Below are 6,931 nucleotides of genomic sequence, written 5' to 3'. Positions count from 1 at the left end.
CATCTTGCCCGCCGCGATCTTGCCCTGGGGATCATCACGACGCAGCGCAGCCCCGCGTGAGCGGCGTACGCGGCCGCGGAGGCGGACGTGTTGCCCGTCGAGGCGCACACCACGGTGTGGTCGCCGTCCTTCACCACCTGCGTGATCGCGGAGGTCATGCCACGATCCTTGAAGGACCCGGTCGGGTTCATGCCCTCGACCTTGACGAAGACCTCGGCCCCGACCTCGGCGGAGATCGACGGCGCGTGCACCAGCGGCGTGCCGCCCTCGCCGAGCGTGACGATCCTGTCCTCGGCCGTGAACGGCAGCCGGTCCAGGTACTCGTTGATGATCCCGCGCCACACGTGTGCCACCGCTACTCCCTCGATCCTCAGGACGGACTTCACCGCGGCCACCGCGTCGCTGCGGCGCAGCCCCTCGACCGTCGCCCGCAGGTCGCGCTCGGGCGCCGCGTAGGTCGACAGGATCAGCCCGGCATGCGTCTGGCCCGGCACCTGCCTCACGATCTCGATGCCCACGCCGTGCTGCGCGAACACCTCGGCCACCGCGGAGAGCACGCCGGGGCGGTCCTCGACCGCCATGCGCACGCAGTACCGCGTGAGGGCCGCCTCGATCGGCAGGACGTCGTGCACCGCGTAGTGGGACTCGCGCGGACCCTTGCCCCCGTTCGCGCGGTGGCGCGCCACGGAGACCAGGTCGCCCAGGACGGCCGATGCCGTGGGCGTCCCTCCCGCTCCCTGTCCGTAGAACATGAGGCCGCCCGCGGACTCGGCCTCGATGAAGACGGCGTTGAATGCGCCGTGGACCCCCGCGAGCGGGTGGTCGGACGGCACCAGCGCGGGGTGCACGCGCACGGCCACTCCCTCGGGCGTCCGCTCGGCGATGGCGAGCAGCTTGATGACCTGGTCGGTCTCGCGCGCCGCGATGACGTCCTCCGCGGTGATCGCGGAGATGCCCTCGCAGTAGACGTCCTCGAGCGCCACCCGCTGGTGGAACGCGAGAGAGGCGAGGATCGCGGCCTTGGCCGCGGCATCGTGCCCCTCGACGTCCGCGGTGGGATCCGCCTCCGCGTAGCCCAGCTCCTGCGCCTGCTTGAGCGCGACGTCGTACGACAGCCCGCGCCGCGTCATCTCGTCGAGGATGTAGTTCGTGGTGCCGTTGACGATCCCGAGGATGCGCGTGATGTGGTCGCCCGCGAGCGACTCGCGCACGGGTCGCACCAGCGGAATCGCACCCGCGACGGCGGCCTCGAAATAGAGGTCGACGTTCGCCGCGTCGGCCGCCTCGTAGAGCTCGGGCCCGTGCGCGGCGAGCAGCGCCTTGTTCGCGGTCACGACCGAGGCTCCGCCAGCGATCGCCTCGAGGATCAGCGTGCGCGCGGGCTCGATGCCGCCCATGAGCTCGACCACGACGTCGGCCCCGGCCACGAGCGCCGACGCATCCGACGTCAGCACCGTGGCGGGCAGGTGCGGCCCGCGGTCCTTCGACGTGTCGCGCACGTACACTCCGGCGAGCTCGAGCGGCGCGCCCACGCGCGCGGCGAGGTCGGGCCCCTGCTCGGAGAGGAGACGCACGACCTCCGAGCCGACGGTTCCTGGGCCGAGGATGGCGATTCTCACGGGCTTCGCGGGGTCTGACACGGCACCCACTCTAGCGGCGGCGGGGAGGGGACGATGCGGGGGCTCAGGGAACGCGGCGATAGGACGCCCGGGCGCGTTCGACCTGCGCGGTCGAGCCCTCGAAGAGGTCGGCGAGGGCGCGGAGCCGCGCGGCCGCCTCGGCGCCGAGCTCCGTGAGCGAGTAGTCGACGTGGGGGAATCGCGCTGCGCACCTCGCGCACGAGCAGCCCGTCACGCTCGAGGGACTGCAGCGTCTGGGAGAGCATCTTCTCGCTCACCCTCGACGCGGCGACGGAGTTCGCCGAACCGGTGCGGGCTCTCGCCGAGCGCGAGCAGCACCAGCGACGCCCACTTGCTCGTGACGTCCTCGAAGACTGCCCGCGACGTGCACGCGGCCGCGAAGACGCTCGTGACGAGCTCGGGCGACGGACCCGGCTCGGAGCCGTGGCCGGCCGGCGGCTCGAGTCGCGGGGCGGCGGAGGACATGACTCGAGGATACGCCTCCTCGCTCGGGAATACACAGCGCTAACTCAGAGTTAGTGCATGGCGAACGGTGCGCAGTGCGCCGCGTCACCCTCTCGGAAGGAACAGCCATGACTACCATCGCCGTCACCGGAGCCAGCGGTCAGCTCGGCCACCTCGTGGTCGACTCGCTCATCGCGCGCGGGGTCGCCCCGTCGAGCATCGTCGCGATCGCACGCACCACCGCCAAGGCCGCCGACCTCGCCGAGCGCGGAGTCGACGTGCGCCACGGCGACTACGACCAGCCCGACACGCTCGACGCCGCCCTCGCCGGCGTGGACCGCCTGGTGCTCGTGTCCGCGTCCGAGGTGGGTAAGCGCGTCGCCCAGCACGCCGCCGTCATCGCCGCCGCCGAGCGCGCGGGCGTCGGACGCATCGTCTACACATCCCTGCTGCGCGCCGACGCCACGTCCAACCCGCTCGCGCCCGAGCACGCCGCGACCGAGCAGGCCCTCGCCGCCTCCCCCATCCCCGCGACGGTCCTGCGCAATTCCTGGTACCTCGAGAACTACACGGGCCAGATCCCGACGTACGCCGCGACCGGCACGGTGCTGGGCGCGACCGCCGGGGCGACCATCGCCGCCGCCTCCCGCGCGGACTACGCCGAGGCCGCCGCCGCGGCCGCGCTCGCCGAGGACGCAGGAGGCACGTACGAGCTGGCCGGCACGCGCTTCACCCTCGACGACCTTGCCGCGGCCGTCGCGGCCGCGACGGGCACGCCCGTCGCCCACTCCGACGTGAGCGTCGAGCAGCTCACCGCCACGTTCCAGGAGGTCGGCATGGACGCGGGCACCGCAGGCTTCTGGGCCGCGGTCGACGCGTCGATCGCCAAGGGTGAACTGGACACCGACAGCGACGCCCTCGAGCGCCTCATCGGACGTCCCGCGACCTCGCTCGCCGAGGCCGTCGCGGCGGCTCAGTCGCACTAAGGGCGCGGCTCTGCGCGAGGCACCGCCTCACGATCGACCGTCGCGCGCGGCCGGGGTGGACACCCCGGCCGCGCGTCGCTCACGACGTCTCGCTAGAGGAAGGGCTTGGGTGCCGCGATCCCCGTGACGGGAGCGTCGTCGGTGCCCTCGGCCTCGAGAGGCTCGACCGGGCCGTCCGCCGGCGCCTCGGGATCGACCTCGTCCTCGTGTGGGTCGGGCAGGTCGAACTCGCTGCGACCCTGCTCGCGCTCCTGCTCGACCTCGTCGGCGAGATGCTGCAACGCAGCCGTGCCTTCGTCCATGCTCTGGTCGTCGGTGTCGGACATGTCCGCCTCCTCGTTTCCATTCGAGGACGGCCGGGCGACCGCCCCACTACGTGAACGTCTCAGTCCGGTGCGACGTCCCACGAGAACAGGTCCTCGAGCGTGTCGCGGCGCACATGCACCGTCGAGGCGCCGTCCGCGACCGAGACCACCGCGGGCCGCAGCACCGCGTTGTAGTTGTTCGCCATGACCCTGCCGTATGCACCCGTCGCGGGCACCGCGAGCAGGTCGCCCCGCGCGATGTCGCTCGGCAGGTCGACGTCGCGCACGACGATGTCCCCGCTCTCGCAGTGCTTGCCCACCACGCGGCTGAGCGCGGGCTCGGACTCGGACAGCCGCGACGCAATGGTCGCTGTGTACTCCGCGCCGTACGTGATGGTGCGCATGTTGTCGCTCATGCCGCCGTCGACCGCGACGTACTGGCGCTGGCCGCCGTCCTCGAGACCCACGTGCTTGACCACGCCCACGCGGTACAGCGTGAGGCCAGCGGGACCGGCAATCGCACGACCGGGCTCGATGCTGAGGCGCGGCCACGTGCCGCCCACGCGCGACATCGCGGCGGCGACGGCCTCCGCCATCCCTGCCGCGGCATCGTGCGGGCTCAGGGCCTCTCCCGCGGGGGTGTACTGGATCGCGTAGCCGCCCCCAAGGTCGACCTCGGGGAGGTCGACGCCGATCTCCGCGCGGAACGCGGCGCGCAGGCCCAGCATGCGCTCGGCGCTCTCTTGGAACGCCTCGAGAGAGAGGATCTGGCTGCCGATGTGCGTGTGGATGCCGCGCAGGTCGATGCCCTCGGCGTCCTGGCACGCGACCAGCGCATCGAAGGCCGCGCCCGAGGCGAGCGACAGCCCAAACTTCTGATCCTCGTGAGACGTCGCGATGTACTCGTGGCCGCCGGCGTGCACACCCGTGGTCACGCGCACGAGCACCGGCGCGCGCGTCCCGAGCCCGCGCGCGATCTGGTCGAGCGTCTCGATCTCCGTGAACGAGTCGACGACGATCCTCCCCACGCCGGCCTCGAGGGCGCGGCGCAGCTCGTCGTCGGACTTGTTGTTGCCGTGGAGGCCGATCCGTGCGGCGGGCATCCCCCGCGCAGCGCGATCTCGAGCTCGCCGCCCGAAGCGACGTCCATGAACAGGCCGTCCTCATGCATCCACTTGGCGACTTTCGAGGACAGGAAGGCCTTCGACGCGTAGAACACGTCGACCTCCGCGCCGTGGGCGCCGAAGGCCGCCGCGAACTCGTCGCGGAAGGCACGCGCTCGGCCCCGCATGTCGTGCTCGTCGATCACGTACAGCGGCGTGCCGTACTGGCCCGCGAGCGCGCGCACGTCCGCGCCGCCCACGGCAAGCGCGCCGTCGTCCTGACGCACCACGGTGCGGGAGAAGACTGCGCTCACCGCCATCGCTACATCCTTTCGGGGGCCGAGACACCCAGGAGGCGCAGGCCGTTGCGCAGGACCTGTCCCGCGGCATCGTTCACCCACAGGCGCGTGCGGTGCACGTCCGAGACCTCCTCGTCGCCCTGCGGGGTGACGCGGGTGCGGTCGTACCACTGGTTGAAGGCCGCGGCGACGTCCTCGAGGTAGCGGGCCACGCGGTGCTGCTCGCGGAACTCGACGGCCTGAGCGACCACGCGCGGGAACTCGCCCAGGATGCCGAGCAGCTTGGACTCCGACTCGTGAGTCAGCAACGACGGGTCGAAGCCGTCCTCGCGGCGGATGCCGTACTCGGCCGCGTTGCGCGCCACGCCCGCCGAACGCGCGTGGGCGTACTGCACGTAGAACACCGGGTTCGCGTTGGACTGCGACGCGAGCAGGTCGAGGTCGATGTCGATCGTTGAGTCCGCACTCGAGCGCGCGAGCGCGTAGCGCGCGGCATCGACGCCCACGGCCTCGACCAGGTCCTCGATCGTGACGACGTTGCCCGCGCGCTTCGACATCCGCACCGGCTGGCCGTCCTTGACCAGGTTGACCAGCTGGCCGATCTTCACCTCGACCGTGTCGGCATCGTCGCCGAAGGCCGCGGCGGCGGCCTTGAGACGGGCGATGTAGCCGTGGTGGTCCGCGCCCAGAAGGTAGATGCACAGGTCCGCGCCGCGGTGGCGCTTGTCCTTGAAGTAGGCGAGGTCGCCCGCGATGTACGCCGGCTTGCCGTCCGACTTGATGACCACGCGGTCCTTGTCGTCGCCGTAGTCGGTCGACCGCAGCCACCAGGCGCCGTCCTTCTCGTACAGCGCGCCCGTCTTCTTCAGCTGCTCGACGGCCTCGTCGACCGCGCCGGAGTGGTGCAGCGAGTCCTCGTGGAAGTAGACGTCGAAGTCGACTCCGAAGTCGTGCAGCTGACGCTTGATCGAGTCGAACATGAGGGCCACGCCGTGCTCGCGGAAGAACTCGAGCTGCTCCTCGCGCGGGAGCTCGAGCGGGTCGCGGTAGCCGCCGGCTGCGGCCTGCATCATGACCTCGTTGGCAATGTCCTGGATGTACTCGCCGCCGTAGCCGTCCTCGGGGGCGTCCTCGCCCGTGACGACCGCGAGCAGCGACGCGGCGAAGCGGTCGATCTGCGCGCCGTGGTCGTTGAAGTAGTACTCGCGGATGACCTTCGCGCCGTGGAACTCGAGCAGGCGCGCGAGCGAGTCACCCACCGCGGCCCAGCGCGTGCCGCCGATGTGCACGGGTCCGGTCGGGTTGGCCGACACGAACTCGATGTTGACCGTCTTACCCGTGAGCGACTCGCCGCGTCCGTAGTCGTCGCCGTAGTCGACGATTCCCTTGGCGAGCAGGCCCGCCGCGTCCGCCGCGAGGCGAATGTTGATGAAGCCGGGACCCGCGACCTCGGCCGCGTCGATTCCGTCCTCCTGCACGAGGCGCTCGACCAGGGTCTGCGCGAACTCGCGAGGATTGGTGCCCGCCTGCTTGGCGAGCTGCATCGCGACGTTGGTCGACCAGTCGCCGTGCTCGCGCTGGCGGGGGCGTTCGACGCGCACCTCCGGAACATCGAAGGGCGACAGCTGGAAGTCGCTGTCGTCGATTCCGGCGAGGATGGCGGCGCGGATGGTCGCGGAGAGCTCTTCAGGGGTCACCCATCGAGTCTATCCGTGCGCGCGTGTGTCGCTCACGCGGGTGGGCCTCCAGGGGTCGCGTCGGCTTCCAGGGTGTCGCGCACGCGGCGCGGCAGCTTCGCACGCACCACCTCGTAGCCGGCCTCGATGGCCTCGACCACGACGTCGCGCGGCACGGAGGCGTCGTCATCTACGGCGAGCGAGATCCACAGCCGCTTGTCCGCGTAGTAGCCGGGCGAGACGTCCTCGTACCGCGCGACGAGCGTCGCGTTGACCTCCGGATCGCCCTTCACGGTGACGATGCGCCTCCCCTCAGGCGACCCGCCCACCCTGCCGAAGTGCTTGCCTCCCACCTGGAAGGTCTGCGAGCCCCAGTCGGGGTAGGGCACCACGTGCGCGCCGGGAAGACCGGCGATCACCGCCGCGATCCACTCCTCCACCGGCGCGAGGCCGTCCTGCATCGTCTCCATGCCACGAC

The 6,931-nt window shown here is 71.4% G+C and carries 6 protein-coding genes and 2 pseudogenes; 1 reads left to right on the top strand and 7 read right to left on the bottom strand.

Features of this window, described 5'->3' with window-relative positions; genetic code table 11:
• Positions 1–359 precede the first annotated feature (359 nt).
• The 3 genes and pseudogenes from QUE44_RS13775 to QUE44_RS14275 form a co-directional block, all read right to left on the bottom strand.
• Positions 360–1,649 (bottom strand): annotated as a pseudogene (locus QUE44_RS13775) (homoserine dehydrogenase); the annotation flags it as partial.
• Positions 1,616–1,885, bottom strand: a complete 270-nt coding sequence (locus QUE44_RS14280; protein WP_350226852.1) for a hypothetical protein — start codon at positions 1,883–1,885, stop codon at positions 1,616–1,618. The pseudogene QUE44_RS13775 and the gene QUE44_RS14280, both read right to left, overlap by 34 nt.
• Complete coding sequence (locus QUE44_RS14275; RefSeq protein ID WP_350226851.1) at positions 1,851–2,105, bottom strand: winged helix-turn-helix transcriptional regulator; 255 nt, start codon at positions 2,103–2,105, stop codon at positions 1,851–1,853. The genes QUE44_RS14280 and QUE44_RS14275 overlap by 35 nt, the downstream gene beginning before the upstream one ends.
• Positions 2,106–2,212: 107 nt before the next feature.
• On the opposite strand from QUE44_RS14275, the gene QUE44_RS13765 reads away from it, so the two are divergent.
• Entirely contained in the window at positions 2,213–3,070 is an 858-nt protein-coding gene (locus QUE44_RS13765) for an NmrA family NAD(P)-binding protein (protein ID WP_286215259.1), read from the top strand.
• 92 nt (positions 3,071–3,162) lie between these two features.
• On the opposite strand, the gene QUE44_RS13760 is transcribed toward QUE44_RS13765, so the two are convergent.
• From QUE44_RS13760 to QUE44_RS13745, 4 genes and pseudogenes are all read right to left on the bottom strand, one after another.
• Entirely contained in the window at positions 3,163–3,396 is a 234-nt protein-coding gene (locus QUE44_RS13760) for a hypothetical protein (protein WP_286215258.1), read from the bottom strand.
• A gap of 59 nt (positions 3,397–3,455) precedes the next feature.
• Positions 3,456–4,798 (bottom strand): annotated as a pseudogene (gene lysA, locus QUE44_RS13755) (diaminopimelate decarboxylase).
• Positions 4,799–4,800: 2 nt separating this feature from the next.
• On the bottom strand, positions 4,801–6,474 hold the full coding sequence (argS, locus tag QUE44_RS13750) for an arginine--tRNA ligase (protein ID WP_286215257.1): 1,674 nt from the start codon (positions 6,472–6,474) through the stop codon (positions 4,801–4,803).
• A gap of 32 nt (positions 6,475–6,506) precedes the next feature.
• Entirely contained in the window at positions 6,507–6,923 is a 417-nt protein-coding gene (locus tag QUE44_RS13745) for an MmcQ/YjbR family DNA-binding protein (protein WP_286215256.1), read from the bottom strand.
• Positions 6,924–6,931 lie beyond the last annotated feature (8 nt).

Source organism: Demequina sediminis, from assembly GCF_030296675.1.
Taxonomy (GTDB): Bacteria; Actinomycetota; Actinomycetes; order Actinomycetales; family Demequinaceae; genus Demequina; species Demequina sediminis.
Note: the sequence above shows the minus strand (reverse complement) of the source record. Positions and strands in the feature narration are given on the sequence as shown.